Raw genomic sequence first — 26652 nt, forward strand, 5'->3', positions numbered from 1 at the left:
AAGGTCGATAATGGCAGTCACCCTTGATCAGACGATCGCGCAGAAACAGCACAGTTTTCTGTCGCGGCTGCTCTCCAGCCAGACGTTCTGGGTGGTGATCGCCGTCATCCTCGCCTGTATCTTCCTGTCCTTTGCCACCGATGCCTTCGCCACCCCGAAGAACCTCTTCAACATCACCCGCAACGTCACCTTCGTCGCCATTGTCGCGCTGGGCATGACCTTCGTCATCATCACCGGCGGCATCGACCTCTCGGTCGGTTCGGTGCTGTGCCTCTGCTCGATGGTGCTGGCCGTTACCATGCATGCAGGGTTTTCGATCGAAGTCGGCATCCTGGCCTCGATCGCCACCGCACTCGTCATCGGCGGCTTCAACGGCATTCTGATCGCCTATCTCGGCTTTCCGCCCTTCGTGGTGACGCTCGGCATGCTGTCGATCGCCCGCAGCCTCGCCATGGTCGCCTCCAACAACACCGTCGTCTTCCAGTTCGGGCCCGATCACGACAAGCTGCTGGCGCTGGGCGGCGGCGCCTGGCTGTTCGGGATCGCCAATCCGGTGCTCTACATGATCCTTTTGGCGCTGATCACCGGCTTCATCCTGCGCTGGACCAAGTTCGGCCGGCATATCTTCGCCATTGGCGGCAACGAGCATGCGGCGACGCTGACCGGCGTTCCGGTGCGCCAGATCAAGGTCGCCGTCTACATGATCTCGGCGCTGTCGGCGGGAATTGCCGGCATCATCCAGACCGGCTGGCTGGGCGCCGTCACGACCAATCTCGGCAACGGCATGGAGCTGCAAGTCATCGCCGCCACCGTCATCGGCGGCGCCAATCTCGCCGGCGGCGTCGGCACCGCCTTCGGCGCCATCGTGGGTGCCGCCCTCATCGAGGTGATCCGCAACAGCCTCGGCCTGCTCGGCATTAACGCCTTTTGGCAGGGCACCTTCATCGGCGGCGCCATCCTGCTGGCGGTGCTGTTCGACCGCATCCGCAACTTCAGGCGAAGCGACTAAAAGCCTGTCTTCGCCGAAGCGGCGTTCATTTCGGTCCTATCGCTCAGTCTGAAAATCGGCTGAAGCGGCCTGCTGCGAATACCGGGCGTGCGGCTATGCCTTGACGGATACGGAAAACCGGCCGCACAATCCCCAAGCAGGCGAAGGGAGGCCAGTCGCCTGCGGGAGGATATACCCATGACGGAAGCGATCAGGCTCTACTGGGGCCGGTTCGGACATGTTTCTGTCCTGAATGTCGCGAGCGACTTCGTCACCCATGCCCATGTCGAGGCACATCTCATCATCTGGCTGGAAGGCACCGCCGGCGAGATGACCATCGGCCGTGAGACGGTCCTGCTTGGACCTGGCACGGCTGCCGGCATCAACTCGCTGCAGCCGCATAGCCATGTGCTGTCGCAGGACGGCACCCCAGGCCTGTTCCTCGCCTTTTACATCGACCCGGACTGGGCACGGCGGCGCCGTGACCTGCCCTCGTCCGCGCCGCTTTTCGCGCAGGCGGCAATCACGCTCGAACCCTGGCTGCACCAGGCTGCTGCCGGCCTGCTCGATCATCTGACCGACAATGAGAGCATCGACGATGTCGCCAGTTACGAGATCGAGCGCTTCATCGACTCGGTGCTGGATGCCGCCGACGCTTCAGCTCCGCAGGAGCCGCGCGGCCGCGTGAACACCATGCAGGATTTCCGCGTCCGCAAGGCGATCCAGCTGATGAAAGCCAATGTCTGCGAGCGTATCTCGTTCGATGACGTGGCGCGCAGCGTCGGCCTGTCGCGGCCGCATTTCTTCGCCCTGTTCAAGGAACAGACCAGTTTGACGCCCAACGTCTACTGGAACACGCTGCGCATGGAGGAAGCGGTGCGCCAGCTCCAGTGGTCGCATGAGCCGCTGATATCGGTCGCCTGCAATCTCGGCTTCACCACCCAGGGCAATTTCTCGCGTTTCTTCCGCGACCATGTCGGCGTGCCGCCGACGCTCTATCGCGAAGCGGCGCGAGCAGTGTCCTGACGGGCCGGAAAGCGGCTATTTTCAGACTGATTGATACGTGCCCAAGACGCATTGATAAGCACCGCGACCACGGTCGGCCTACCGTCCTAAGCAGAATGTTTGCAAGGGAAAGAGCATATGGCTGATGTCACCATCTCCACCGTCATCGACGCGCCGGTCGAAAAGGTCTGGGCGCGCATCCGCGACTTCAACGGACTGCCGAATTGGCATCCGCGCATGGTCGAAAGCCATATCGAGGACGGCAAGGACGCCATCACGATCGGCTGCGTGCGCAACTTCCAGCTGGCCAGCGGCGCGCGGCTGCGCGAAAAGCTGCTCGATTTCTCCGATGAGAATTTCCTCGTCAGCTATTCGATCCTGGAAACGCCGCAGCCGCTCACCAACCACAGGGCTACGCTGCAATTGCGGCGCGTCACCGACGGCGACCGCACCTATGCCGAATGGACCGCCAGCTTCGACGCAGCACCCGAAGAAGCCGACAAGCTGGCCGAGGGCATGGGCGCCAATGTCTTCCAGGGCGGCTTCAACGCCCTGAAGAGCCATTTCGCCGGCCAGGGTTGAGGAGCGGGCCGTGGCGCTGGCATTGCAGAGTTTTGCAACGGTGAAAGACGCCAGCGCGGCGCTGAAAGCCGCCGGCACGCGCTATCTCGGCGGTGGCACGCTCGTCTTGCGCGCCGCCAATGAGGGCGACGTTTCGGTCTCCGGCCTTGTCAGGTCGACCGACCCGGCCTTGTCGGTCATCACGGTCTCCGGCGGCACGATCCGCATCGGCGCTTCGGTGACCATGGCGGCGATCGCCCGCCATCCCGAGCTCGGCCAGCTTGCCAAGGCCGCGCGTGCGGTTGGCGGTCCGGCGATCCGCAACATGGCGACCGTCGGCGGCAATCTGTTTGCGCCAAGCCCCTATGGCGATTTCGCAGTCGCCCTGCTGGCGCTGGACGCCATGGTGAGCACCAATGACGGCGAAATGCCGATGGAAGCGTTTCTGGCCAAGCGGGGCGGGAGCCGCGCGATCGTCACCTCGGTCAGCTTCACGCGGCCGGCACAGGGAAGCTTTCGATTCGTGAAGGTCTCGCGGGTAAAGCCCAAGGGCGTCTCGGTGCTCAGTATCGCCGCTATCCTGGAACAAGCCGGCGACGGCACGATATCCTCGGCGCGCATCGCGCTCGGTTGTATGGCCGACCGGCCGATGCGAGCCAAGACAGCCGAAAAAGCGCTGCTCGGCAGGACACTGGACGCGGACGGCATCGCTTCGGCACTGGCCGCCGCGGGCGACGGCACCGCACCAATCACCGACCCGATCGCCAGCGCCTGGTATCGCGCGCAAGTGCTGCCGGTTCATCTCGGTCGGCTGCTGCTCAGCTAGTCACATTCGGGGCGCGCGCTTGCCCTGCGGGGCAGGCGCGCAAGGAGGAAGAATGGCAAAGGTTCCCGTCCAGTTCACGCTCAACGGTTCTGAGAAGGCCGAATTCGTCGAAAGCGGCACCACGCTGCTCAACGCCTTGCGCGACAAGATCGGCGACACTTCGCCGAAGGGCGGCTGCCATCAAGGCACCTGTGGCGCCTGCTCGGTGATCGTCGACGGTGAGCTCCGGCTGTCCTGTCTGACGCTCGCCGAAACCTGCAACGGCGCTGCCATCACCACCACATCGGGTCTTGCCGAAGGCGGCGTCCTGCATCCGCTGCAGCGCGCCTTTCTCGACGCCTTCGCCACCCAATGCGGCTTCTGCACACCGGGCATGCTCATGGCGGCCAAGGTGTTGCTCGACCACACGCCCGATCCCAGCCGCGACGATGTCGTCGAAGCGCTGTCGGGCAACATATGCCGCTGTACAGGCTACGAGCCTATCATCCAGGCGGTGCTCACCGCCGCTCGCGCCAACTCGCAGAACGCGGCCTGAGGGAAGCAAGATGGAACTGCGCAAAAGCTATTTTTCGGACGTCCGCAAGGATGACCTCAACGAGATCGGCCAGCCGAGGCCCCGCTCGGATTCGCCCGGCCATGTCACCGGCAAAACCGCCTATTTCGCCGACCGCAACTTTCCCGGCATGCTGCATCTGAAGATGGTGCGCAGCCCGCACCATCATGCCCGCATCCGATCGATCGATACGTCCGAAGCGGAAAAACATCCGGGCGTGGTGAAAATTCTCACCGCCAGGGACGTCCCGCACAATGTCTACACCATCCTGATCCTGATCCAGATCGGGCCGGAGGACGAGGCGGTTCTGGCCGACGGCAAGGTGCGCTGGAAGGGCGAGGCCGTGGTGGCGGTGCTGGCCGAGACGGAGCGCGCCGCCCAGGAAGCCGCGGCCAAGGTCAAGGTCGACTACGAGGTGCTGCCGGCCGTCTTCGACATGGAGGAAGCGCTGAAGCCCGGCGCGCCCCTCGTCAACGAGTATCACGGCCAGAACTACTATCTCTATGACAGCGGCGAGTGCCGCAAGGTGCGCTTCGGCGATGTCGAGGCGGGGTTTGCCGAGGCCGACTACGTCCTCGAACAAAGCTACCAGTCCTCGCCGATAGAGCATGCGCCGACCGAGACCACCGGCTGTATCGTGGCACCGGAGGGCAATGACCGCTTCACCTGCTATACCAACACGCAGGCGATGTTCTTCACCCTCGACAACACGTCGATCATTTTGCAGATGCCGGGCAGCAAGCTGCATTTCGTCGGCGGCACGGTCGGCGGCGGCTTTGGCGGCAAGGTCGATGTCATCGTCGAACCGATCGCGATCCTCGGAGCCAAGCTAACAGGGCGACCGGTCTGTTTTACCTACAGCCGCGAGGAGGAGATGCAGATCTCGTCACCTCGCGCGGCCGAAAAGGTCGTCATCAAGGACGGCGTGATGAAGGACGGCCGCATCGTCGCGCGCAAAGTCACCGGCTACACCGACGCCGGCGCCTACTCCCGCCATTCGCCCTATGGCGCCCAGAAGGGCGCGGGGCACTATCCCGGCCCCTACACCATCCCCAATGTCTGGATCGACACGTACTGCGTCTACACCAACCGCACCCCCTCCTCCGCCATGCGCGGCTTCGGCGTCACCATCGGTGACTTCGCGCTGGAGGTGCAGATGGACAAGCTGGCGCGGCTGATCGGCATGGATCCGCTCGAATTCCGCTTCATCAACGCCTATCGCGACGGCGATATGAAGGCGCATCGCCAGCCGACCGAAGGGGCGGCCCTCATAGAGTGCATGCAGGAGGCCTCGCGCGCGGCCAACTGGCCCGTGGCTGAGAAATACATGGCAATGTCCTCCTACGTGAAGGGAGCTTGAGATGGCGATCAGGCGTGGACGCGGCGTCGCCGCGATTAACTATCCCACGGGCATGAACCTTGGCGGCGATCCCACCCAGGCGCTGGTGCATTCGACCCCAACCGGCAATTTCATGGTGACCCTATCATCGGTCGATCTCGGCCAGGGCATGAAGCAGATCATGGCGCAGATCTGCGCCGAGACAATCGGCGTGCCGACCGACCGCGTCGTCGTCGACACCGCCGATACCGACACCGGCCCGCACTGCATGGGCACTTTCGCCTCGCGCGGCACGCACCGCGCCGGCAACGCCGTCATCCAGGCGGCGAGGGAAGCCCGCCAGGTGATGCTGGAAGTGGCGGCGGAGGAATTGGAGGTGAACGCCTCCGACCTCGAGACCGACGGCCAGGGCAACATCCTGGTGAAAGGGGCGCCGCAGAAATCGATCTCGATCTTCGACGTCGCGCTTTCGGCGCATTTCAAGCGCGGCCGCTCGATCTCGGGACGCGGCATGTTTCTCATCCCGCGCTCCTATCCGGAGAAGGAGACCGGCGCGATGAAGCCGTCGACCTGCTACGCGCATGCCTGCACCGTGGCGGAGGTCGAGGTCGACGACGAGACCGGCGAGGTGACGGTGCTGGCGGTGAAGAACGTCTTCGAGATCGGCCGTGCGCTGAACCCCAAGATGGTCGAGCAGCAGCTGGTCGGCGGCTCCTGGATGGGCATCAGCCACGCGCTCTACGAAACGACCGAGCCCTATTATCCCAGCCGTGACCACGGCGGCACCGACTTCAATCAGTATCTGATGCCAGGTCCCGGCGATCTGGCCGAAACCGAGGTCATCGTGCTGGAGCGGCCCTCGGCAGATGGTCCTTACGGCGCCAAGGGGCCCGGCGAAATGTGCGCCAATCCACAGATTCCGGCGGTCGCCAATGCCGTTTTCGACGCTGTCGGCGTGCGCATCGACACGCTACCGATCACGCCGGAACGCATTTTGCGTGCGCTCAAGGCGCAAGCGACGACCTGAGGACCGACATGCCCGAGGTAAACGCCGAAACGGTCGCGACTTCGCCAGAAGCGGTCGCCGAGCGCCTCGCTGCCTCGCATTATCTGGCTGATGAAAGCCTGGCGACGGCTATCTTCCTGGCGATCCGGCTGGGCAAGCCGCTGCTGCTCGAAGGCGCTCCGGGCGTCGGCAAGACGGAAGCGGCCAAGGCAATCGCCGGGCTGCTCGGCCGCGATCTGGTGCGGTTGCAATGCTATGAAGGCATAGACGCCGCGCATGCACTCTATGAGTGGAACTACCAGCGCCAGCTGCTCGCCATCCGCCATGCCGGCGAGCAAGAAGTCGATATCTACGACGACCGCTTTCTGATCGCCCGCCCGCTGCTGCAGGTCCTGAAGGCGCCGGAGCAGCGCATCCTGCTGGTCGACGAGATCGACCGTTCCGACCACGAATTCGAGGCGCTGCTGTTGGAGTTTCTTTCCGACTTCCAGATCAGCATTCCCGAGCGCGGCACCATCCGCGCCACCGCACAGCCGATCGTCATCCTGACCTCCAACCGCACCCGCGAACTCGCCGAAGCGCTCCGGCGGCGTTGCGTCTATCACTGGATTGGCTATCCCGATGCCGAGCGTGAGGCGGCCATCATCATGCTGCGCGCCGGCGATGTCGCAGAGGCAACGGCACGCGCCGTGGCCACAGCCGTGCAGACCATCCGCGCGCGTCCACTCGCCAAGCCGCCCGGCATCGCCGAGGCGGTCGAATGGGCCAATGCCGCGACCATTCTCGAAAAAGGCGGCAGTCCATGGCCGGAAGCCTTCCGCCGCGCCATCGGCGTGCTGATCAAGGACGAGGAGGATCTGTCCTACATCGCGCCCGAGCTCGGCCGGATCGTCGACGAGGTGCTGGCGTGAGCCGCGACGTCATTCAGCAACGCGGGCGGGACAGCGCCCCCCTCTGTCCTGCCGGACATCTCCCCCGCGCCGCAACGCCCTTGCTCAGCTTCGCTCGCCTGCTGCGCCGCTACGGCTTCGCTATTGCCCCGGAACAAGTCTCCCGTTTCATGCAGGCCGTGACCCTGCTGGGGCCGCGCTCGATGGCGGACATCCGTGAGGCGGCCCTGGCCACACTAGCGCCGCCGCCTGACCGCCGCGACGAATTCGAAGCGCATTTCCAGAGCCATTTCTATGGCAACGCGTCAGCTGTGATCGAAGGCGATGCAGACGAGGAAACGCGCATCAAGGATGATGGCGGTGCCGACGACGAACGGATCGAGGCCGAGCAGAAACAGGAAGGCGGCGAGTTGTCTTCCGCCCTGGAGCAGTTGAGCTCGCGCGACTTCCAGCGCGACGACGACAGTCTGACCGCGTTTCGCCGAAAGCTGTCATCGGCCCTGCCCGCCCGACGTTCCTTCCGCACCGTGCGTACCCATTCGCGCGGCAAGCTCGACCTGCGCCGCTCGCTCAGGGAAATCGTCGGCGCAGATGGCGATGTCCCCTCGCCGCTGCTGCGCCGCCGCCAGACCGTGCCGCGCAAACTGCTGCTCTTGATCGATGTCTCCGGCTCGATGAAGCTGCACACCGCCGACTATCTCAAGCTGGCGCATGCCGCCGTGCAGGGCGCGGACCGCGCCGAGATCTTTACCTTCGGCACGCGGCTCACCCGCATCACCTCGGCATTGCGCATCCGCGACCGCGATCAGGCGCTGGCGCGCGCGGCGGCCCAGGTCGACGATTGGGATGGCGGCACCCGCATGGGACCGACCCTGCTGGCATTCCTCTCGGTGCCGCGCTTTTCGTCGTTCACGCGCGGCGCCGCGGTCGTCATTCTCTCCGACGCGCTGGAGCGCGGCGACCATGCCGAACTGGAGATTGCCATGCGCAGGCTTAGCGCCCGCGCCTTCCGGCTGTCGCTGGCGACCCCGCTGGCCGGCGATCCGCGCTTCCAGCCGGCGACAGCGGCGCTGCGCGCCATCCTGCCCGACCTCGACGATCTGGTCGACGGCTCGTCGCTGGCCGGCCTCACCGATTTCATCCTGTCGCTCGCACGCCCCGCCCCGGCGGCCGCGACCATCTGGAAAAGGGTATCGTGATGCAGAAAGCCATCGACGCGCATTTCCACATCTGGCGCCAGAAGGACCAACCATGGCTGGTCGGCCCGATGGTGCCGCGCATCTTCGGCCTTTACGAACCGATCCGCCGCGACTATCCGATCGATGAATTTTTGGCCGACCAAAAAGGTTCGGGCGTCGAAAAAGCCGTCTATGTCCAGACCAATTGGGCCAAGGAGGATTTCGAGAAGGAGGTCGCCTTCCTGCAGAAGACCGCTGACGAGACCGGCTGGCCGCACGCCATCGTCGGCTATGCCGACATGACGGTGGACGATGTCAGGCCGCAGATCGACCGGTTGATGAAATACAGGCTGCTGCGCGGCGTGCGCATGCAACTGCACTGGCACGAGACTCCGGCCTTCCGCTTCGCCGCCTCGGCCGACCAGGTGATCGACCCCAAGGTCCGCGCCAACGTCGCGCGGCTGAAGGATTACGGCCTGTCCTTCGACCTGCAGCTCTTCCCCGCCCAGATGAAGGACGGGCTGACGCTGGTCGGCGAAAACCCGGAGACGAATTTCATCCTGACCCACGCCGGCATGCTGACCGGCATGGAACCGGAAACCACCGAAGCCTGGAAGGCCGGCCTGCGCACACTGTCGGCGGCGCCCAATCTCTACGCCAAGCTGTCTGGCCTCGGCACCTTCGTTCACCGCAACGACCCGGCGCTGATCGCCTACATCATCGACAATGCGATCGATATTCTTGGCAGCGACCATCTGATGTTCGGCTCGAACTTCCCGATCGAGAAGCTCTGGACCGGCCACGCCGAACTGATCAAGGCGCACCGCGATGCGGTGGAGAAGCATGGCACGGCGGCGGAAGCCGACATTTTCTGGAACGCGGCGGAGAAGGTTTACAGGCCGGTGTAGCGCGTCTTTCCTCACTTCACCTCGAACTGTGGATCGACCGGGATCTGCATTGCCGTCACCAGATGGTTGGTCTGTCCCGCCAACCCGATGATCGACACCAGTTCGCCATGCTGTGCGTCTGTCATGCCCTTGGCGCGCGCCGCCGCGGTGTGCGAATGGACGCAATAGGAGCAGCCATTGGCGGTCGACACCGCGATGTAGATCATCTCCTTGGTCAACGGATCGATCGCACTGTCTGCAACCATCACCGCCTTGAGCTGTTCCCAGATACGCTTCAGCGCCGCAGGATCATTGGCCAGCCCGCGCCAGAAATTATTGACGAAATCGGATTTGCGCGTCGCGCGGATGTCGTCGAACACCGCCTTTAAGGCCGGGATTTTCTCCACCTCGGCATCGCTCAGGAGTCTGGTGGTGGCCATGGTGTTTCCTTTCGTTTTTTCAATGCCGAACGTTTGAATCGGACGCTGAACAGCCGCCGCCAATCCATTCACTTCATTCGCCTATTCGCCTTTTGCGACGCAAACAGCACCGCGAGGGTGTGTCGAGATTCAGGTCAGGCCGAGTCGAAAACGACGGGTTCCGAGAACCGGAGCGGAGCGTACTTGAAGTACGTGAGCGCCGGAAGCGCAGGAAGTCGGCGTTTGCAGGCCGGCCTCACCTGAATACCGACACACTCTCTAATGCACCGCCGCATACATAATCTTCTCCTCCGTCGCCTCGGCCGGCGAAAACTCCTCGACGATACGGCCCTGGCGGCAGACCAGGATCCGGTCGGACAGGTTCATGATCTCCGGCAGGTAGGACGAGATGACGACGACGGCCAGACCCTGGTCGGCTAGCCGGTTGATGATCTGGTGGATCTCGGCGATGGCGCCGACATCGACGCCGCGCGTCGGCTCGTCGAAGATGACGACGCGCGGCTTCTGCACCAGCCCCTTGCCGATCACCACCTTCTGCTGGTTGCCGCCGGAAAGCTCGACCACGCGCGCATTGTCGTTGATCGCCCTGATGTTCAGCGTCTTGGTCCATTCGGCGGAGAGCGCGCGCATCTCCTGCTGATTGATCACCCAGCCTTTTTCGCGGCCGGCCGCCAGCAGCCCGCCGAACAGGTTCTCGGCAATGCCCATCGTCTCGAAAATACCTTCGCTCTTGCGGTCCTCCGTGACGTAGACGATGCCGTCGGCCACCGCTTCGCTCGGCACGAGATAGCGCACCGGCCTGTCGTCTAGCTCGATCGCCCCGCCGCGCAGGAAATCGCGTTTGTAAATGCCGGACACGATCTTGAACGTCTCGGTGCGGCCGGAGCCGATCAGCCCGAAGACGCCGGTGATCTGGCCTTCGAAGATCGAGAACGAATTGTTGCGCACGACATTGCTCATTGAGATATCCTGCACCGACAGCACTTTCTTGCCCGCCTTGCGCAGCTTGGCCTCGTCGCGCTGGCGATAGATCTGCCCCGATAGCGTGCGCCCGACCATGGCGGCAACGATCCGGTCGCGATCGAAGGCCGACGTGTCGTCGGTGATGACCAACTCGCCATCGCGCAGGATGGTGATGCGGTCGGCAATCAGCAGCGCCTCCTCCAACGCATGGCTGATGAAGACGATGGAGACGCCGCGCGCCTTGAGCCGCCGAATCAGCGCGAAGAAGTGCCGCTTCTCCTCCGGCGTCAACGTCGCGGTCGGCTCGTCGAAGATAATGATCTCGGCATTGTGGTGCACGGCGCGCGCGATCTCGACCATCTGGCGCTTGGCCGCGCCAAGCGTCGCCACCATGGCGTTCGGGTCGACCGGAAAATTCAGCGACTGCAGGAACTGCTGCGCCGAAATGTAGGTGCCGCGCAGCCGGTTGAGGAATTTCTCGGTGCCGAGATAGAGGTTCTGCGCCACCGTCATCGACGGCACCAGGCTGGTCTCCTGGAACACCATTGCGATGCCCGCCTCGAGCGCCGCATGCGGCGAGGCGTAAGCGATCTCGCGTCCCTTGTGGAACATCTTGCCCGAACTGGCGTCGACCACTCCGGCGATGATCTTGGTCAGCGTCGATTTTCCAGCGCCGTTTTCGCCGAGCAGCGCGTGGATCTCGCCCTTGCGCAATTCGAAGCTGACATTCTTGACCGCGGGCACGCCGCGATAATTTTTGGTGATGTTCTCCAGGCGCACGATCGGTTCCATCAACCCCCCCCGGCATCGACAGCCAACACGCAGTCGCCGCCCTTCGAGGCGACGAACAGTTCGCCATCTTTTTCAACCACGCTGCAAATGCCGTGACGTATGCCGTTGGCGCGGCTGTGCAGGCTGAACCGAGGCTGCATGTTCTGGTCGAGCCTGACCACCAGACCGTAGGAGCGGCTCGGCGACCAGGGCTTGTGGATGCCCATCGTGCGGATGCCGCCGCATTGCAGCGGTTCGAGGAAGCTGCGGCTTGAGGCCAGAGCCGGTGCGATCCAATAGGCCGGCGGCACCTGCTCGATCATGTCCTGACGGTAATGCGTCTCCTGCAGCACGAATTCGATCAGCCGGTTGCGCGGCGCAAACAGGGTCAGCCAGGCGCCGCCATCGGCTGCCGGCGACAGCCGCGCGGGATAGCCGGGCAGATGGGTCAACACCGTCGAGCGGCTGCCGCTTGCCGCCTCGAAGCGGATGAACTGATGGCGCCAGCTCTCGCTCACCAGCACATCCCTGCCGATGGGATGGAGCCCATAGGGAAAGGCGATGGCGCCGGCCACCTTGCGGAAGGTCCTGCCTGCCGCATCCTGCTTCCAAAGCGATCCGGACGCGCCTTTCTTCATCAGGTCGGCCGCCCATTGTGATGGTGCGAATTCGGCCGAACCATTGGCCAGCCACAGAGCGCCGTCATCGGCATAGGCGAGCGCGTTGATGCAGCTGACACCGGCCGGTAGCGAAACATCCCTGCCGCCGACCAGCAGCTTGCCGCTTTCCAATCCGACCGTCAGCTCGCCCGATGGCGAGAGCGCCAGCGCGGAAATGGTGGACGAAAAGGTCTCGACCAGCTTGGGCGCGGTTCCGGCGGCAATCGAATAGACTGCGTTGCCGCTGGAAACGAGCAGCTTGTCGCCAGCACTCAGCAGGTTGTCCGGTTCGGCCAGTTCGGCAAAAGCCGGCGCATCGTCGAGCTGCGTGTTGGGTCGGAAAGCGCCATCCAGCGGCGGGATGGTGACGGCCTTGCCGCGAAAGATATCCAGGACCGGATCGAGGATCATGGCTTTGCTCCCCAATAGGAAGCCGGGCTGGTCCAATTCGGGTCGGCGCCAGCAATCTTGTAGCGGCCGATGCGGTTGTTGAGGATGCCGCCGACGAAGAGATATCCCTTGTGCTCACGCATCGAGGTGACCATCGGATGCGCGCCGCCCGAGAGGTCGCCCATCGCTTCGACGATGTCGCCCTCCTCCGTGAATTTCACCACGCCCCCGGTGTTGATGTTGGGGAACAGCCATTCGTCCTGCGGCAGCCGCCGTGTCATGCGCTTGCGCATGTCGGGATGGCGCAGCGACAGGTCGAAGCTCGGGGTGCGCATGCCGAGCCACGCCATCCAGTAATTGCCGTCGGAAGCGCGGTTGATGTTGTCGGGGTAGCCCGGCATGTCCCGGATGACGCATTCGGCGGTGCCGGCCTTCGGCCCTTCCAGCCAGTAGCGATGCACACGGCAGGCCCAGCTCTCGGCGAAGAACAGCGACTTGCCATCATGCGCCATGCACACGCCGTTGGTGTAGCGGTAGCCGTCGAGCAGCGTCCTGGTCGATCCGTCCTTCGGATCATAGACCAGCAGGCGGCCGGTGGCGCGGTTCTCGATCGAATCCAGCGCCCAGTCATGCGCGTCGTAGCGCTTGGTCGAGTCGGTGAAATAGATGCGGCCGTCCGGTGCAATGTCGCAGTCGTTGGGATCGCGCAGCCGTGCGTCGTCGACGACCGATGTCCAGGAGCGCGACGTTTCGGCCGACAGGCGTTTGACCTCACGATCGGGCGAGACGGAATAGAGCCCCATGGCGCCGACACAACTGATCAGATTGCCTGATTTGTCGAAGGCAAGGCCGAGCGGAAAGCCGCCGATATGAGCGAACACTTCCGACTTCACATAGTCCGGTGCGAAGAAGCGTACGATCTCGCCATGGCGCGTGCCGCAATAGAGGTGGTCGTCACGGTCGAGGATGACATCTTCGGGTCCCTCCAGTTCGCCGAGCCCGATATGGTCGGCGCCCGACAGCCTGTCGTCGAGTTCGTATGATGTGCCGGAGCCGGGCGCCGCCGACTGCGTCTCGCCCATCCTGAGATAGACCGGCGCGACATAGACCTCGTTCAGCACCTTGTGGCGGTTCTTCAGCCAGCGGATGTCGATCGTCACCGCCACCGCCAGCATGATGCCCAGCACCATCTGGTTGGTGCCGGTACCGTAGCCCAGCCTGATCAGGCCGTTGGTCATGGTCAAAACGATGATGGCGCCCATCAGCCCCTTGATCACCGAGCCGCGCCCGCCTCCGAGGCTGACGCCGCCGACCACCGCCGCGGTCAGCGCCATGATCTCGAGGTTGAGGCCGGTGCCCGGCCCTGCTCCGCTCAGCCGGCAAGCTATGAGGAAGCCGCCGATCGAGGCGCAGAAGCCTGAGAAGACATAAGTCATGAACACGGTGCTGCGCACACGGATGCCGGCATTGTGGGCAGAGCGCCGGGAGCCGCCAACCGCCAGCACATGCCAGCCGGGCCGCGAGCGCGTCAGCGCGATATGAGTGACGATGGCGAGGATAATGGCCAGCCACACCGAGACCGACAGGCCCCAGAAGGTGCCGTCGCCGATGAAGTCGAGCACATCGGAGGTGGCTTGGGACAGCTGCACATCGGCGGCATAGGTGGTGACCAGGATGTCGAACAGCGCCCGCCCGAAAATGAAGGTCACCAGCGTGGTGAGGAAGGCGCGCAGCCTGAGGTATCCGACGAGATAGCCGTTGACGGCGCCGAAGACGAGGCCGGCGGCAAGCGAAGCGGCCAGCGCCAGCCAGATCGACTGTTCGAGGATGAAGAAGACATAGACGGCCGAAAAGCAGGACAGCGCAAAGATCGAGCCGACCGACAGGTCGATGCCGCCGCCAAGCATCACCACCGTCATGCCGGTGACGACCATCGAGAATTCACCGAGCTGGCGGGTCGATTCCTGCAGCGAGGTCAGTTTGAAGAAGCCCGGAATGATCGAACCGAACACGCCGAGTGTTGCCACCAGTGCCAGGAAGGGAATGGCATTGTCGGTCCAGCGCTTGGTCAGTATCTCGCCGACCAGATGGTCGGGCACGAGATTGTAGCGCCAGGCCTGGAGGCGTTCGCGAAAGGACATCAGGTCACTGCTATTGCGAGAGAAGAGAAAAAGGTGGCCGGGTAATCGCTCCGGAGCAATTCTCAACTTCGCCGCTGCCCCTCATCCGCCTGCCGGCACCTTCTCCCCGTGAAGACGCCCCCTCTCCCCGTTTTTTCGAAGAGAGGGTAAGGTGAGGGGCAGCGCCGAGGTTGGCGATTGTCCACGTACAACCCGGCCGCCATGTTGATATCAGGCGTAAACTCGCGACCTACTTCGCCGCGGCTTCCGCTTGCAACGCCTTCAGGTCCCAGCAGCTGTCGGGCTTGAGGTCGGCCTTGGTCGTCGCCTTCTCCAGCGTGTAGATGTAGGTGTGCGACGTGCCGGCCGGCTGGCCGCTCTGCAGCAGGAACTTTATGATGGCATTCATGTCGCCCGACTGCCGGGCAAGGTCGGTCATGACAACCGCGCCATAAGTGCCGTCCTGCAGCTTGTCGCAGTCGGCCGCCTTTTCGCCGCCGCCGGTGGTGACCAGGAAAACCTTGCCGTCGAGCTTGGCGTCACGGATCGCGGCCGACGCGCCGGTAGCATCACCATCCCAGAAGTCGATGATCGAGCAGATGTCGGGGTTCTGCTGCAGCATCGTCGTCGTGACATTGCGCGAGGTGGTCGCATCCCAGTTGGAGTCGGGCTTGGCCACGACCTGAAACTCGGGATGCTTTTCCAGTACCTTCATGATGCCGGCGTACTGATAAAGGCTGGAGGAGTTCGCTTGATCGCCCTGCACAAGGCCGATCTTTTTGGACGAGTTCTCGCCGCAGCCCTTGATCGCGGCTTCCGCCTCGAGTTGGCCGAGCCGGTCCCAATCGCTGCCGACAAAGGCATCGGCCGGGAAATTGGCGGGATTGTCGACCAGGATCACGTAGGTGCCGGCTGCCTGCGCCTTCTTCATCAGCTTGGAGTAGGAATTGAGGTCGGGCGCGTGGATGATCAGCACGTCAGGCCTGGTGTCGGAGGAGATGGCATCGGTGATCGCCTGCGCGCCGGCATCGACGACCCAGTTCGGATCGCGCGTCTCGAACGTGCCGCCCCAGGCCTCGACTTCGGTCTTCAAATAGTGCGCCCAGCCCTGCGCCAGGTCGAAGCCCATCGCCAGCGGCACCAGCATGACGCGTTTGCCCTTGAGTGCCTGCGCATAGGCAGCGGGGCCCGGATCGTCGGCAGCGAAGCTCGGCGCCACGAACGCGGTGACCGCAAGCGCCGTCGCGGCGGCCATCAATGTTTTGATCAGTTTCATGTCACATCCTCTGGTTGGTCGTTGTTATTTACGGCCGGCCCCAACCGTCCGCTTTGGTCTAGTCTTCCTGTTTGAGCATGATCTTTTCCGAAAAGTTCCCACTTTTCGGGATCATGCTCTAGATGTCGCCCTGCTGCGCCGTCTGTTCGTCACGCGGATTGATGATGCCGTCGACGATGATGGCACCGAGCAGGATCGCCGCCTTGATCAGGTTTTGGTAGAGCAGCGGAATGTCGATGATGGTCATCGCATTGAGCAGGATGCCGATCAGCGCCGCTCCGACCAGCACGTTTCGCACCCCGCCTCGTCCGCCCGAAAGCCCGATGCCGCCGATCACCGCCACCAGCACGATGTCGTAGAGCAGCGTCGAGTTGACGACGCGGGTGTTGATCGAATGCAGGCTGGCCGCTGTCAGCAGGCCGGCGATCAGCGCCACGAAGGCGGAAAGCACATAGCGCAGCACCAGCATCGGCCGCACTGGAATACCGATGTTGCGCGCGGCGACCGGATTGTCGCCGGCGAAATAGACGTAGCGTCCCCATTTGGTGTAGCGCAGGAACAGGAAGAACAGGAAGGCGAGCCCAGCGAAGACGAACACCTCGATGGGAATGTCGAGGAAGCGCAGGCCGCCAAGCAGTTCCACCCAATGGCCCTGCGGCACCGGAACCGCATCCTGCGTGATCAGTTGCGAGCGCACATAGCCGAAGACGAAGGAGCCGGTGGCAAGCGTCACGAAGATCGCCGGCACGTCGGCGTAAGCGACGAGAAAGCCGTTGAGCAGGCCGATGGCGAGCACGCCGGCCAGCACATAGGCGAAGGCGAGCCCGTCAGGCGTTCCTGAATTCATCAACTGCAGATACCAGGCGACCGACATCGCCATGATCGCCACCGCCGAGAGGTCGATGCCACGGCCAATGATGACGACCGCCATGCCCAATGCCAATATGCCCAGTACCGAGACCGAACGAACGATGGCAACGAGATTGTTCGGAGCGATGAAGCCCGGCAGGCCTATGGCCGCGGCAATGAACAGCATCACCGCTATGGCAAAGACAATACCTTCCTGGTTCAGGCTCTTGAAACTCGGCCGACCGATCGCGTTCATTGTCTGTCTTCACCCCGGCGGCAGCGCTGCCGCCCCTGGGAAGAAAGCTAATCGGCTCAACGTCGGTTCGTCAAATGAATCCGCGTTCAAAACACGGACTGCCGACGAGACTCGGATGTGGACGCATTGATTGCTGATGCTGGCGCAATGCCTGGAAACTTCAGCGCTTTTAGCAATTGTTTGCGCCATCCCTGCGTCTTGCGCAAGCACGACACCAAGGCGCAAGGCGAAGATGGAATTTAACCCTGCGGTGGATGGGAAAATTCAATTTTCGGTTCCCGGCCATGTGGCCGGAAACCTCGGCGCCGGCGGTCCTCGGCAACACCAGGAAACGGAACGACGCCACCAGCCCGATGACGCCGATCACCAGGAAGGTGACTCGAAAATCGACAAGGTCCAGCGCCGGCTGGGCCCTGGCGATCTGCGACAGGTTGAGGATCGCCGCAGCTATCGCCACACCGAACAGCATTGCCACCTGCTGCAGCATCGAGGACAGGGTCGCCGCCGAGCTGCGCTGCGCCGCGGCGATATCGGCGAAGGCCAGCGTGTTCAGCGCCGTGAACTGCATGGAACGCGACAGGCCGGCGATCAGCATCAGCCCCACCACGAGCGCCTGCGGCGTCTGCGGCGAGATCGCCGCGCAGGCCATGATGGACGCGGACGCGATGATACCGTTGACGACCATCACCGAACGAAAGCCGAAGTGGCGCAGCATCGGCGTCGTCACCGTCTTCATCCCGAGATTGCCGAGGAAATAGGCCAGGATCATCATGCCGGCATCGACCGGGCTCATGCCAAAGCCGACCTGGAACAAAAGCGGCAGCAGGAACGGCGTGGCGTTGATCGCGACGCGGAATATGGTGCCGGCCGCAAGTGTCGAGATGGCGAAGGTCAGCACCTTGAACGAGGACAGGTCGAGCAGCGGATGGGGCGCGCGCCGGAGATGCCGCACCGCCAGCCAGCCGATGACGATCCCTGCCGCGACCAGCAGCACCGTCGGCAGCACGCCGTCGTCGGGATGCGCGATACGCTCGAGGCCGCAGAGCAGGCAAGCAAGTCCCGCCGATGTCAGGAAGAAACCCGGCCAGTCGAGTGGCTTGGGATCGGCTTCACGGTCACCGGGAATGAAGCGGGCGACCAGCGCCAGCCCGATCAGCCCAAGCGGGATGTTGATGAAGAAATTCCAGTGCCAGGAGAGATAGGTGGTGATGAAACCGCCAAGCACCGGACCAACGACAGGCGCGAACAGCGCCGGCCAGGTGATGAGCGCGGTTGCGTTGAGCAGTTCCGATTTCGACGCGTTGCGCAGCACCAGGATGCGGCCGACCGGCGTCATCAATGCGCTGCCCAGCCCTTGCGCGGCGCGCGCCGCGACGAACTCGGTGAGATTCTCGGAGAAGCCGCAGGCGAGCGAAGCCAGCGTGAACAGTGCGATCGCCACCAGGAAGATGTTGCGCGCGCCGAACCGGTCGGCGAGCCAGCCCGACAGCGGCACGAACACCGCCATGGTCAGCATATAGATGGTGATGCCGATGCTCATCGCCACCGCCGGCACGCCGAAGGAGGCGCCCATCTGCGGCAGCGACGTCGAGATGATCGTCGAATCCAAGAGCTGCATGAAGAAGGCAATGGCGACGATCAGCGCCACACGCCGCGAATTCCTGGCTGGGTCGGCTGAAGCTTCAATCTCGGGAATGGCAGTCATGACGGACCGCTTTGAACAGCATTTGACCGACGGCGTCCAGATCCGTGTCCATTCGCGCCGGCCGGAAAGCCGCGACGGCTTTGCCGCCAGGCTCTCCACCGATCTCGGCAAGCCGGTCAAGGCTGTGGCCGATTGGCAAAGTTGCGTCGAGGGCGCCGACATCGTCGTCGAGGCCTCGCGGCTGCCGGAACCGCAGCCGCTGCTGAAGACCGAGTGGATCAAGCGTGGGCGCTGGTCCTGCCCTATGGCACGATGAGCGCGGTCCGAAATACCTGTCGGTCGGCGGCGCGTCGGCCGGCTTCGTGCCGCTGCAGAAGACGGTAACATCGATCCTGGCCGCCATCCGCCACGAGGCCAATCCGGTGATGCTCGATTTCCTGCCCGTCTCCGAGGGCGTCGAGGACCATGCCACGCAGACGCCGCTGGCCATTTCGAAATGCGCCGCCATGATCGCACTGTGGCGCCGGTTGATCGCTTTCGAACTGATGGCGGCCGCCCAGGCCGTCGACCTGCGCGACGGGCTGACGCTGGCGTCGCGCACAGTCGCTATCCATACGGCGATACGCGCGCTGGTGCCGGCGCTGAAGGAGGATCGGCCGCTCGGCATCGAAGCCGAAACGCTTCATGCTGCGCTCGCCAGCGACAGATGGCAGCCGATCTTAGCCCCGGCCGACCTTGTCCAGGAACAGGCGTAGCTCGGCCGGGTCCATGTGCACCACATGCCTGTCCTCGGGATAGACGCCGCTGTTGACGTCGGCGACATATTCGGAGAATGCGGCCACCCGCTCCGCCTGCAACCGATCATATTCAGCGGAGAAGTTGCGATAGACCTTGGAGTGTCGTGGCATGTGGCCCCGATTCTGCCCGAGGATATCTTCGGCGAACAGATATTGCGCGTCGCAACCGGTGCCCGCGCCCATCGACAGCATGATCAGCGAGGTACGCTCGGAGATCGCCTTGGCGACCTCGACCGGCACCACTTCGATTTCGGCGCCGATCGCGCCGGCGCCCTCGAGCTGTTTCACCGCTTCGAACACCTGCATGGCGGTGTCGGCGGTTTTGCCGACCGCCTTGAAGCCGCCGGTCCATGTCGCGCGGGATGGAATGAGGCCGACATGGCCGATGACGGGGATGGCATCGTCCGCCATCCGCTTGATGGTGGCGTAGCCCGCGCTGCAATAGACCGCGTCGGCGCCGGCCTTGTAGAGCCGGAAAGCCCAACGCAGGAAATCATCCGATGTGCCGATTTCGTAGAAATTGTCTCCCGGCATGGTGAACAGGCTCGGTGCCGCATCGCGGTATTGCGGGTTGAGCACGAGTTCCGGCGGCACGGAGACGATATCGACCCCTGCCCGCTCGGCAGCTTCCGCTTCGTCCAGGGTCAGCACGCGCAGCATGGTCAGCTGACGCTTGCCTTTCATGGCGCGCAGGTCGGCGACGGTCGGTCTCTTTCGGCTCATTAAACGTTCCTCTTTTGCTTGCCGCGGTGCCGGATCGGTGTGCCGCGCTTCAGATCTCGATCATCACCTTGCCAGCTTCGATCTTCACCGGATAGGTCGCAAGATTGACGCAGACCGGCGCGCCCTTGGCCTGGCCGGTCTTATAGTTGAAGCGGCCATTGTGCTTGGGACATTCGATGATGTCGTCCATCACCAGCCCGTCGGCGAGATGTGCCTTCTCATGCGTGCAGAAACCGTCGGTGGCGAAGAATTCATTGTCCGGGGAGCGATAGATCGCGAAGGTTCGGCCACCGTGGTCGAAGCGGATGACATCCTCTTCCTCGACATCGTCCACCGCACACGCTTCAATCCAATCGACCATCTCTGTCTCCCGCAAGCATTCGCGATCCTTATTCAGCCGCCGCCGACATGTCGAACTCATGGAATTCGCCGCGATAGGGCCTGGCCGTCGGCGGCAGCTCGCGCTTGAGGTAGTAGTCCTCGTATTTCAGCTGCCTGAGCAGGACCGGCCAGACCTCGCGATAGGCATGCCACATCGACGGGTTCGGCACGGGCAGGTCGTGCTTGATCAGCTCATGCAGCCTGGGCAGCGCATGATAGGGCACCATCGGGAACATGTGGTGCTCCACATGATAGTTCATGTTCCAGTAGATGAACCGGCTGATCGGGTTCATGTAGACGGTGCGCGTGTTGAGCCGGTGGTCGACGACATTGTCGGCCAGCCCGATATGCTGCAGCAGGCCGGTGGTCACCATGTGCCAGGTGCCGTAGAGGCGCGGCAACCCAATCAGCACCACCGGTATCCATGACCTGAGGACGACCGCGACAGCGATCGTCGCAATGTACACGGCAACATGCCACCGCGCGGCCGTCACGGCCTTTGCCCATTCCATTTCCGGAACATAGCTCTTTTCCTCGTCGGACAGCTTGCCGAACGCCTGGCGCACGAGCGTCGGCAGCGAGTAGCGGAAATCGAGGATGCCGGTGAAGGCCAGCGCCGCCTTCAACAGGTCCGGCGGCCGCATGACGGCGATCTCGGCATCGCGGCCGACGATGATGGTGTCGGTGTGGTGGCGGGCATGGCTCCAGCGCCACTGCACTGGATTGCGCATCAGCATGAAGGAGGCGATGTGGTACACGACATCGTTCATCCAGCGCGTGCGGAAGGCCGTGCCATGGCCGCATTCGTGCCAGCGCGAGTCGCTAGACGAGCCGTAGAGCACGCCGTAGATGAATAGGAACGGCACCACCCACCATGAGCCCCAGAACCATATGATGCCGGCGGCCGAGGCCAGGATCGCAACAATCCAGATGATGGTGTCGCGGATCGCCGGCCCGTCGGAACGCTGCATCAGCTCCTTCATCACCTTGCGGGGGACATCGGTGTGGTACCATTCGGCGGAGGCCAGGCCGGTCTCGATCGCGGCTCTGGTGCTTTCACCGACCAGACTGTAATCCCGCTTTTTTGCCATCGTCTTCACACGGGCCTCCAAACTTCTCGCACCGCTCACAATCCGGTCCGCCGGCCGGAGGGCTTGCTTTGAATACATGTCGCGCTCATGCCGGGCCCGCCAGTCTCCGGAAATTGCCGGAAGGCCGAGGATAATCCTGTTCGGGCTGGCGGGCGATCGCCGCAATCCTGGCTTCGGCGCCGGCGATCGCTTCCCTGCCGTCCAGGACCCGGAACACGGCATCGTAGGCGCGGCCTTCGTCATGCTCCAGCCAGATCATCTCGCCGCGTTCGCGCGCGGCGAGATCGCCGAGCACATGATGCGTCGATGGCTCGATGCCCAGCGCATAGTGTCCGGCCTGGAAATTCTGCCATTGATAGGCGCAAGGCAGCTGGTCTTTCCGCGTCACCATTTCGAAGCCGAGGCCGAGCCGGTCGTTGACCACCGCCACTGGTACCTCGCCCTTTCCATCGGCGTCCATTTCATGCTGCCAGACCTGTTCGCTGAACCCCATTCGCGGTTCCGGCACGGTGCGGTAGCCGACCTTCTGCGCCTCATAGCGCTCGCCGGCATGGCCGGCCCACACCACGTCGCGGATTGGCGCGAGGTAGCGTGAGCCCTCGTCAAGCAGGGGATGACTGACATTCACATGGTAGAAATACATATGCGGCGTGCGATTGAAGCCATGGTTCACGACGCGGTCGGACAGCCGGATCTCGTTGCCGCCGACATCCGCCTCGATCCGCCGGATCAGATGCAGATCCTCGCCGAATACCGCCGATTGCTGGACGATGCCTTCGGCCCACAGCACGCAGCGGTCGCCGTCCCACGCCTCACCGTAGCCGGTCAGCCGCGCCGGGATGGTGCCGACACGGCCATGCAGCGAATGGATCACGGTCTTCTTGCCGGGATAGTTGTAGTTCTCGGCCGGCACCTCTTCCCGACCCAGTATATGGTCGAGGCCGCAGGTGACCAGCAAACCGGAAAAGGAGCGCGCCCAGGCCAGCCCCCCTTCCCCCTCATAGTCGTGAAGACCGGGGTTGCGAAAACCGCCCGGCGAGTGCCAGCCGATCGCCTGGCCCTTGAAGTCGCAATCGGCGATGTCGAGCGCGCGGTCGACGAGTGCGGTGAAGCGCAGGCCGGAGCCGGTGCGGAACTCCAGCATGCGGACACCGCGCTCCACCCCGTCGCCGAGCGTCATCAGCCGCACGCCGGCGAACTGCGACAGCATGCCGGAGCGTTCCGAGACCTGCCGGCGCGAGAGCGTCTTGCCGTAAAGCTCTACCATGCCGTCACTGCGCCCTCATCATCAGAGCCGACAGGTCGGCGCCGGTGATGATGCTTTCCACGGTCAGCAGATCGGTATCGGCGACCGTCTGCTCGGCAACGATCTCGCCGCGGCGCATGACGATGATGCGGTCGGCAACCTCGAACACGTGATGGATGTTGTGGGTGATGAGCAGCACCGAATGGCCGGCCTGACGCATCTCCTTGACGAAGCGCAGCACGCCATGGGTTTCCTCGACGCCGAGATTGTTGGTCGGCTCGTCGAGGATGATCACCTTGGCGGCGAACTGCATGGCCCGCGAAATGGCGATCGACTGGCGCTCGCCGCCCGACAGCGTTGAGACCAGCGCGTCGGCGTCGAGTTTCTTCGAGATGCCGACGCGCTTCAGCAGGGAGGAGGCAGCATCGCGCAGCTTGGCGAGATCGAGCGGCGCAAACACGCCCAACCATTTGAAATTGACCGGTTCGCGGCCGAGGAAGAGGTTGCGCGCGATACTGAGATCCGGCGCCAGCGACGTATCTTGGTGGATGGTCTCGATGCCGAGATCCATCGCGTCGCGCGTCGAGCGGATCGAAACCTTCTGCCCGCGCACATAGATGTCACCGCGATCGACCGGGAAGACGCCGGAGATCGCCTTGATCAGCGTCGATTTGCCGGCGCCATTGTCGCCGAGCAGGGCCACTATCTCGCCTTCTCTCAGCGTCAGCGAGGCATTCTTCAGCGCGCGCACGCTGCCGAAGGATTTTTGCAGGTTCTGCAGCCGAAGCACTTCTTGCATCATAGTCAGCTCCTTGCCGCGTTTTTCTGCAGCAAAGCATGCAGGATGAGCATGGCGAGGATGATCACGCCGACGAAGATGTTGTAGGCGAGGCCGGGCACGCCGACGAGCACGATGCCGTTACGGATGGCGCGCAGCATCAGCGCGCCGACGATGGTGCCCAGGATGGTGCCGCGTCCGCCGGTCAGCGCCGTGCCGCCAACCACCACCATGGCGATCACTTCGAGCTCATAGCCTGTGCCGGCCACCGGCGAAGCGGCCGAAATACGAAAGGCGCTGATCATGCCGGCAAGCCCGGCCAGCACCGAGGTGGCGATGAACAGCCATATCTTGACGGCGTCCGCCGGCACGCCGCGGGCCACTGCCGCGTTGCGGTTGGAACCGATGGCGCTGATCCAGTTGCCGAGCTTGGCATAGCGCAGGACGTAGATTGCCAGCAACGACAGGCCGACGAACCACCACAGCGAGGTGTAGAAGCGGAACGAGCCGATATTGAAGCTGCCGGCAAGCAGCGTCACGAAGAAGCCAGGCTGGTCCCACGACTTCAGCGGGAAACCCTGCGTGATGTAGAGGGCCGCGCCGCGCACGATCAGCAGCATGGACAGGGTCACCAGGAATGACGAGATGCCGATCTTGGTGACGATCACCCCATTGATCGCCCCAATCGCGATGCACAGTAAAAGTCCAGCCAGAAGGGCGACGCCGATATCCACCCCGCCGTTCTGCACCAGAAGCATCACGACCACTGGCGCCAGGCCGAATACGGCACCGACCGACAGGTCGAACTCGCCGGCCGTCAGAAGCAGCGTCATGCCGAGCGCGATGATGCCGAGCTCGGGCAGGAACGCCATCATGTTGGAGATGTTGAGCGGCGACAGGAAATTGCCGTCCGCGATCGCGAATACCACGAGAAGGACGACGAGGATGATGAACGAGGAAAATTGCGGCGAGCGCATCAGCCTCGACCTGCTCCTGGCGCTTGCTGCGCCCTCTTCCGCGGTGATTGCCATGACGTTCTGAACCATGCTGTTTGCAGGCGCCCGCCGCCGGCGCGGCGGGCGTCCATTTTCACTTCTTCTCGTAGAGTTTGAGGATCGGCTCGACGCTCGACGCGTCGTAGAGACCGAAAGTGTGGATGTCGTAGCCGATTGGCTCGCCCGAGGCGGCAAGCCCGAGCAGTGCTACCGGCATGAAGCCCTGCGCCGATGGGTACTGCCAGGCCGCAGCGTTGACGAAACCGTCCTGGACGGCTTGCGCCGTCTCCTTCGAATTGCCCCAGCCGACGACCGGGATTTTGCCTGCCGGCACGCCGGCGCCGTCGAAGACCCGCTTGACGCTGGCCGCCACGGAATCGCCGAGCGCGATGATCGCCGGCGGATTGTTGGCAACCATATAGTCGGTCATCTTGGCGATGATGCCGGCCGGATCGGTGCCGCAATCGACCACGTCATATTTGATGCCGAGCGGATCGAAGACGCTGGCGATGCCTTCGGTCTCGAGCTGCTGGTAGCTTGCGCCGGGGACTTCGACCGGCAGAAAGACCTTGTCACCCTGCTTCACCATTTTGTGGTCGACAAGATACTTTGCCCAGATCGTGCCGGCCTCCTTCAGGTCGGCGCCGACATAGGCCTGCCGCCCCGTCGCCGGATCGTCGGTGTTGAAGAACACGATCGGGATGCCGGCGGCCTTCGCCGCCTTGACCTCCTCGGTCCACAGGCCAGGCTGCGCCGAGGTGGTGGCGATGCCATCGGGCTTGGCGGCAAGCGCGGAATTGAAGGCTTCCTTCTGCGCCGCCATGTCGCCGCCGCTGAAGGAGATCTTGCAGGTCACCTTGAGCTGGTCGCAGGCCTTTGTGGCGCCGGCGTTCCAGTCGATCCAGAACGCATCCGACGGGCCGCCATGCGACAGTAGATAAAAGGTCTTCTGGCCGTCCTGTGCCTGCGCGGCCGACCCGAACGCGATGCCGGCAAGCACAGTCGCGGCGGCCGCCAATTTCAATGCAAATTTCAACATTGCTTTCCTCCTTGTTTGGAGCCGTGCCGCCATGCACAGGCGGCGCGGCCGGCCGTCACAGGCCGTTGGCGCGGAACTTCCCGTCGAGGAATGTCTTGGCGCGCGGCACGTCGTCTTCCGACAGGTGCTCGATGATGACCGGAATGTTCGGGTGCTTCTCGGCAAGCCGCTGAAGATAAAGGTCGTAGTTGAGCGAGCCGAGGCCGGGCGCCGGCAGTTCGATCTCGCCGACGCCGCGGAAGGTGTGGCTTTCCATGGCATCCTCATCGCCGATGTCGGCGTGCTTTTCCGACTTGTCGCTGCCCGAGCGCTTGACGTCCTTGGCATGCGCTATCCTGATCTTGTCCGTCAACGTGTCGAACACCTGGTTCAGGATCTGGTCCATCCGGTCGATGTTGTGCGTCTCGAAATAGTTGGTCGGGTCCATCAGCAGGCCAAGGCCCGGGTGATCGACCTGCGCGAACATCTTGACCGTCTCCTCGACCGAGCCGACGACGTTGTTGACATAGGTTTCGAGCAGGAAGACCGCGCCATGGTCATAGGCCGTCTGGGCAAGATCTGATATCACCTTGCGGCATTCCTCGAACCCCTCCTCGGTCTTGTTCTTGGGGTGGTGCACCCAGTCGGATTCGGTGTTGTAGGTGCCGGTTTCCGAGATCACGTAGGGCGAGCCGAAATGGCGGGCGTTGCGGATGATCTCCTTGAGGTAGCCGACGCGCTTGTCGCGCTCTGCCTTGTCGGGATGGATGATGTTGGTGTAGCCCGACACGCAGCAGACCGGCAGGTTGTGGTCGCGGAAGACATCGCGCACGGTCTTGGCCTTGTCCTTGGTGATCTGCCCGGCGGACAGGTCGATATCCCTGAAATGCAGGTCGAGCTGCACCGTGTTGAAACCGAGCCCGCGGATCTTCTTCGCCGTCTCTTCGAGGCCGTACGGGAAATAGCCCGTGAAAATACCTGCCTGCATCATGGTGTGAATTCCTCCCTGTAAGCGATTCAG

Annotated in this window: 25 protein-coding genes and 2 pseudogenes; 12 read left to right on the forward strand and 15 right to left on the reverse strand. The window is 63.4% G+C overall.

Annotation, left to right across the window (positions count from 1 at the left end; translation table 11 throughout):
* The first annotated feature begins 10 nt into the window (after nucleotides 1–10).
* The 10 genes from FJ867_RS15185 (at nucleotide 11) to FJ867_RS15230 (ending at nucleotide 9254) form a co-directional block, all read left to right on the forward strand.
* Nucleotides 11–1009 carry an ABC transporter permease gene (locus FJ867_RS15185; protein WP_140553834.1) on the forward strand — a complete coding sequence of 333 codons (999 nt, stop codon included), beginning with the start codon at nucleotides 11–13 and terminating at the stop codon, nucleotides 1007–1009.
* Between the two features lie 177 nt (nucleotides 1010–1186).
* Nucleotides 1187–2014, forward strand: a complete 828-nt coding sequence (locus FJ867_RS15190) for an AraC family transcriptional regulator (protein ID WP_140499857.1) — start codon at nucleotides 1187–1189, stop codon at nucleotides 2012–2014.
* 117 nt (nucleotides 2015–2131) lie between these two features.
* On the forward strand, nucleotides 2132–2575 hold the full coding sequence (locus tag FJ867_RS15195; RefSeq protein WP_140499858.1) for an SRPBCC family protein: 444 nt from the start codon (nucleotides 2132–2134) through the stop codon (nucleotides 2573–2575).
* A gap of 10 nt (nucleotides 2576–2585) precedes the next feature.
* Nucleotides 2586–3380: an FAD binding domain-containing protein gene (locus tag FJ867_RS15200; RefSeq protein WP_140499860.1), complete on the forward strand. Its 795-nt coding sequence runs from the start codon at nucleotides 2586–2588 to the stop codon at nucleotides 3378–3380.
* A 52-nt stretch (nucleotides 3381–3432) separates the two neighbouring features.
* Entirely contained in the window at nucleotides 3433–3915 is a 483-nt protein-coding gene (locus tag FJ867_RS15205) for a (2Fe-2S)-binding protein (protein ID WP_140499861.1), read from the forward strand.
* A 10-nt stretch (nucleotides 3916–3925) separates the two neighbouring features.
* Nucleotides 3926–5293, forward strand: coding sequence for a xanthine dehydrogenase family protein molybdopterin-binding subunit (locus tag FJ867_RS29295; RefSeq protein WP_140557949.1), 1368 nt, complete (start codon nucleotides 3926–3928; stop codon nucleotides 5291–5293).
* Between the two features lies 1 nt (nucleotide 5294).
* Entirely contained in the window at nucleotides 5295–6299 is a 1005-nt protein-coding gene (locus tag FJ867_RS29300; protein WP_140499865.1) for a molybdopterin cofactor-binding domain-containing protein, read from the forward strand.
* 8 nt (nucleotides 6300–6307) lie between these two features.
* On the forward strand, nucleotides 6308–7189 hold the full coding sequence (locus tag FJ867_RS15220; protein WP_140515853.1) for a MoxR family ATPase: 882 nt from the start codon (nucleotides 6308–6310) through the stop codon (nucleotides 7187–7189).
* A 101-nt stretch (nucleotides 7190–7290) separates the two neighbouring features.
* A complete protein-coding gene (locus FJ867_RS15225) occupies nucleotides 7291–8367 on the forward strand; it encodes a VWA domain-containing protein (protein ID WP_181165282.1) in 1077 nt (358 codons plus the stop codon).
* Nucleotides 8367–9254 (forward strand): amidohydrolase, encoded by an 888-nt coding sequence (locus FJ867_RS15230; protein ID WP_181165281.1) that lies wholly within the window; start codon nucleotides 8367–8369, stop codon nucleotides 9252–9254. Before FJ867_RS15225 ends, FJ867_RS15230 begins: the two co-directional genes overlap by 1 nt.
* A gap of 11 nt (nucleotides 9255–9265) precedes the next feature.
* Here FJ867_RS15230 and FJ867_RS15235 read toward each other — a convergent pair whose 3' ends face one another.
* From FJ867_RS15235 to FJ867_RS15265, 7 genes are all read right to left on the reverse strand, one after another.
* Complete coding sequence (locus tag FJ867_RS15235) at nucleotides 9266–9673, reverse strand: carboxymuconolactone decarboxylase family protein (RefSeq protein WP_140499869.1); 408 nt, start codon at nucleotides 9671–9673, stop codon at nucleotides 9266–9268.
* A 258-nt stretch (nucleotides 9674–9931) separates the two neighbouring features.
* Complete coding sequence (locus tag FJ867_RS15240; protein ID WP_140728488.1) at nucleotides 9932–11428, reverse strand: sugar ABC transporter ATP-binding protein; 1497 nt, start codon at nucleotides 11426–11428, stop codon at nucleotides 9932–9934.
* Nucleotides 11428–12477: a hypothetical protein gene (locus FJ867_RS15245; RefSeq protein ID WP_140728487.1), complete on the reverse strand. Its 1050-nt coding sequence runs from the start codon at nucleotides 12475–12477 to the stop codon at nucleotides 11428–11430. The genes FJ867_RS15240 and FJ867_RS15245 overlap by 1 nt, the downstream gene beginning before the upstream one ends.
* Nucleotides 12474–14597, reverse strand: coding sequence for an SMP-30/gluconolactonase/LRE family protein (locus FJ867_RS15250; RefSeq protein ID WP_140728486.1), 2124 nt, complete (start codon nucleotides 14595–14597; stop codon nucleotides 12474–12476). Before FJ867_RS15250 ends, FJ867_RS15245 begins: the two co-directional genes overlap by 4 nt.
* Nucleotides 14598–14826: 229 nt before the next feature.
* Nucleotides 14827–15852 (reverse strand): sugar ABC transporter substrate-binding protein, encoded by a 1026-nt coding sequence (locus tag FJ867_RS15255; RefSeq protein WP_140562376.1) that lies wholly within the window; start codon nucleotides 15850–15852, stop codon nucleotides 14827–14829.
* A 118-nt stretch (nucleotides 15853–15970) separates the two neighbouring features.
* Complete coding sequence (locus FJ867_RS15260; protein ID WP_140686671.1) at nucleotides 15971–16957, reverse strand: ABC transporter permease; 987 nt, start codon at nucleotides 16955–16957, stop codon at nucleotides 15971–15973.
* A 169-nt stretch (nucleotides 16958–17126) separates the two neighbouring features.
* Nucleotides 17127–18662: a DHA2 family efflux MFS transporter permease subunit gene (locus tag FJ867_RS15265; RefSeq protein WP_246675053.1), complete on the reverse strand. Its 1536-nt coding sequence runs from the start codon at nucleotides 18660–18662 to the stop codon at nucleotides 17127–17129.
* Between the two features lie 19 nt (nucleotides 18663–18681).
* Between FJ867_RS15265 and FJ867_RS15270 the strand changes: the two are divergent.
* A pseudogene (locus FJ867_RS15270) lies at nucleotides 18682–18897 on the forward strand (ornithine cyclodeaminase family protein); the annotation flags it as partial.
* Between the two features lie 28 nt (nucleotides 18898–18925).
* Nucleotides 18926–19357 (forward strand): annotated as a pseudogene (locus tag FJ867_RS15275) (aromatic amino acid lyase); the annotation flags it as partial.
* On the opposite strand, the gene FJ867_RS15280 reads toward FJ867_RS15275, so the two are convergent.
* From FJ867_RS15280 to FJ867_RS15315, 8 genes are all read right to left on the reverse strand, one after another.
* Nucleotides 19322–20122: a 3-methyl-2-oxobutanoate hydroxymethyltransferase gene (locus FJ867_RS15280; RefSeq protein WP_140728484.1), complete on the reverse strand. Its 801-nt coding sequence runs from the start codon at nucleotides 20120–20122 to the stop codon at nucleotides 19322–19324. The pseudogene FJ867_RS15275 and the gene FJ867_RS15280 sit on opposite strands and share 36 nt — an antisense overlap.
* Before the next feature lie 49 nt (nucleotides 20123–20171).
* On the reverse strand, nucleotides 20172–20483 hold the full coding sequence (locus FJ867_RS15285; protein WP_140515869.1) for a MocE family 2Fe-2S type ferredoxin: 312 nt from the start codon (nucleotides 20481–20483) through the stop codon (nucleotides 20172–20174).
* A gap of 28 nt (nucleotides 20484–20511) precedes the next feature.
* Nucleotides 20512–21594 (reverse strand): fatty acid desaturase family protein, encoded by a 1083-nt coding sequence (locus tag FJ867_RS15290; protein WP_140500160.1) that lies wholly within the window; start codon nucleotides 21592–21594, stop codon nucleotides 20512–20514.
* A gap of 85 nt (nucleotides 21595–21679) precedes the next feature.
* On the reverse strand, nucleotides 21680–22861 hold the full coding sequence (locus tag FJ867_RS15295) for an aldose 1-epimerase family protein (RefSeq protein ID WP_140499885.1): 1182 nt from the start codon (nucleotides 22859–22861) through the stop codon (nucleotides 21680–21682).
* 4 nt (nucleotides 22862–22865) lie between these two features.
* Nucleotides 22866–23642, reverse strand: coding sequence for an ATP-binding cassette domain-containing protein (locus tag FJ867_RS15300; protein ID WP_140817817.1), 777 nt, complete (start codon nucleotides 23640–23642; stop codon nucleotides 22866–22868).
* A gap of 2 nt (nucleotides 23643–23644) precedes the next feature.
* Nucleotides 23645–24664, reverse strand: a complete 1020-nt coding sequence (locus FJ867_RS15305) for an ABC transporter permease (RefSeq protein ID WP_181168366.1) — start codon at nucleotides 24662–24664, stop codon at nucleotides 23645–23647.
* 43 nt (nucleotides 24665–24707) lie between these two features.
* A complete protein-coding gene (locus FJ867_RS15310) occupies nucleotides 24708–25652 on the reverse strand; it encodes a substrate-binding domain-containing protein (RefSeq protein ID WP_140817819.1) in 945 nt (314 codons plus the stop codon).
* 55 nt (nucleotides 25653–25707) lie between these two features.
* Nucleotides 25708–26622 carry a sugar phosphate isomerase/epimerase gene (locus FJ867_RS15315; RefSeq protein WP_140499891.1) on the reverse strand — a complete coding sequence of 305 codons (915 nt, stop codon included), beginning with the start codon at nucleotides 26620–26622 and terminating at the stop codon, nucleotides 25708–25710.
* Nucleotides 26623–26652 lie beyond the last annotated feature (30 nt).

The organism is Mesorhizobium sp. B2-5-3 (assembly GCF_006441005.1).
Lineage (GTDB): Bacteria > Pseudomonadota > Alphaproteobacteria > Rhizobiales > Rhizobiaceae > Mesorhizobium.

What these genes read in the sequence shown, in the direction of transcription:
- FJ867_RS15185 (WP_140553834.1), top strand. Translation starts at nt 11, where the DNA reads ATGGCAGTCACCCTTGATCAGACGATCGCGCAGAAACAGCACAGTTTT.
- FJ867_RS15190 (WP_140499857.1), top strand. Translation starts at nt 1,187, where the DNA reads ATGACGGAAGCGATCAGGCTCTACTGGGGCCGGTTCGGACATGTTTCT.
- FJ867_RS15195 (WP_140499858.1), top strand. Translation starts at nt 2,132, where the DNA reads ATGGCTGATGTCACCATCTCCACCGTCATCGACGCGCCGGTCGAAAAG.
- FJ867_RS15205 (WP_140499861.1), top strand. Translation starts at nt 3,433, where the DNA reads ATGGCAAAGGTTCCCGTCCAGTTCACGCTCAACGGTTCTGAGAAGGCC.
- FJ867_RS29295 (WP_140557949.1), top strand. Translation starts at nt 3,926, where the DNA reads ATGGAACTGCGCAAAAGCTATTTTTCGGACGTCCGCAAGGATGACCTC.
- FJ867_RS29300 (WP_140499865.1), top strand. Translation starts at nt 5,295, where the DNA reads ATGGCGATCAGGCGTGGACGCGGCGTCGCCGCGATTAACTATCCCACG.
- FJ867_RS15220 (WP_140515853.1), top strand. Translation starts at nt 6,308, where the DNA reads ATGCCCGAGGTAAACGCCGAAACGGTCGCGACTTCGCCAGAAGCGGTC.
- FJ867_RS15230 (WP_181165281.1), top strand. Translation starts at nt 8,367, where the DNA reads ATGCAGAAAGCCATCGACGCGCATTTCCACATCTGGCGCCAGAAGGAC.
- FJ867_RS15235 (WP_140499869.1), bottom strand. Translation starts at nt 9,673, where the DNA reads ATGGCCACCACCAGACTCCTGAGCGATGCCGAGGTGGAGAAAATCCCG.
- FJ867_RS15240 (WP_140728488.1), bottom strand. Translation starts at nt 11,428, where the DNA reads ATGGAACCGATCGTGCGCCTGGAGAACATCACCAAAAATTATCGCGGC.
- FJ867_RS15245 (WP_140728487.1), bottom strand. Translation starts at nt 12,477, where the DNA reads ATGATCCTCGATCCGGTCCTGGATATCTTTCGCGGCAAGGCCGTCACC.
- FJ867_RS15250 (WP_140728486.1), bottom strand. Translation starts at nt 14,597, where the DNA reads ATGTCCTTTCGCGAACGCCTCCAGGCCTGGCGCTACAATCTCGTGCCC.
- FJ867_RS15255 (WP_140562376.1), bottom strand. Translation starts at nt 15,852, where the DNA reads ATGAAACTGATCAAAACATTGATGGCCGCCGCGACGGCGCTTGCGGTC.
- FJ867_RS15260 (WP_140686671.1), bottom strand. Translation starts at nt 16,957, where the DNA reads ATGAACGCGATCGGTCGGCCGAGTTTCAAGAGCCTGAACCAGGAAGGT.
- FJ867_RS15265 (WP_246675053.1), bottom strand. Translation starts at nt 18,662, where the DNA reads ATGACTGCCATTCCCGAGATTGAAGCTTCAGCCGACCCAGCCAGGAAT.
- FJ867_RS15280 (WP_140728484.1), bottom strand. Translation starts at nt 20,122, where the DNA reads ATGAGCCGAAAGAGACCGACCGTCGCCGACCTGCGCGCCATGAAAGGC.
- FJ867_RS15285 (WP_140515869.1), bottom strand. Translation starts at nt 20,483, where the DNA reads ATGGTCGATTGGATTGAAGCGTGTGCGGTGGACGATGTCGAGGAAGAG.
- FJ867_RS15290 (WP_140500160.1), bottom strand. Translation starts at nt 21,594, where the DNA reads ATGGCAAAAAAGCGGGATTACAGTCTGGTCGGTGAAAGCACCAGAGCC.
- FJ867_RS15295 (WP_140499885.1), bottom strand. Translation starts at nt 22,861, where the DNA reads ATGGTAGAGCTTTACGGCAAGACGCTCTCGCGCCGGCAGGTCTCGGAA.
- FJ867_RS15300 (WP_140817817.1), bottom strand. Translation starts at nt 23,642, where the DNA reads ATGATGCAAGAAGTGCTTCGGCTGCAGAACCTGCAAAAATCCTTCGGC.
- FJ867_RS15305 (WP_181168366.1), bottom strand. Translation starts at nt 24,664, where the DNA reads ATGGTTCAGAACGTCATGGCAATCACCGCGGAAGAGGGCGCAGCAAGC.
- FJ867_RS15310 (WP_140817819.1), bottom strand. Translation starts at nt 25,652, where the DNA reads ATGTTGAAATTTGCATTGAAATTGGCGGCCGCCGCGACTGTGCTTGCC.
- FJ867_RS15315 (WP_140499891.1), bottom strand. Translation starts at nt 26,622, where the DNA reads ATGATGCAGGCAGGTATTTTCACGGGCTATTTCCCGTACGGCCTCGAA.